Source organism: Bartonella queenslandensis AUST/NH15 (assembly GCF_000312585.1).
Lineage (GTDB): Bacteria > Pseudomonadota > Alphaproteobacteria > Rhizobiales > Rhizobiaceae > Bartonella > Bartonella queenslandensis_A.
Genome location: NZ_HE998030.1, coordinates 1 through 338, shown reverse-complemented (window position 1 = coordinate 338; position 338 = coordinate 1). Strand labels below are relative to the sequence as shown.

Sequence of the window (338 nt, the reverse complement as noted above, 5' to 3'; positions counted from 1 at the left end):
TTTTTTTATGGGGAGAATGGATGGAAAAGAAAAAGAGAATCGCTCGTAAAAAAAGTATTCACGATCTGAACGAAAAAGAATTCAAACTTTTACTTGATCTCTTAGAGCATTATGAAAAATTCAAACTTCTTACATGGATAATGAAATGGGTCATACTGTTAGTTCTAGCGTTTATGGTGGAAGGCTCACGCGTCATTAACGCGATTGATAATTTTGTTACTCATGTCAAAAAATGGTTTCTGAAATTTTGAATCCTATTCCCGCACCTTTATTTATTGATCCCGCACCTTAAAAAAACGCATATAAAATCAATAACTTACAGCACTATAAAAGCGCTG

The 338-nt window shown here is 33.4% G+C and carries 1 protein-coding gene; it reads left to right on the top strand.

What is annotated here, in order from left to right:
- Window positions 1-251, top strand: a 251-nt coding sequence (locus BN338_RS09245; protein ID WP_244427649.1) for a hypothetical protein, incomplete at its 5' end; no start/stop codon positions are given.
- Between the last annotated feature and the right edge of the window lie 87 nt (window positions 252-338).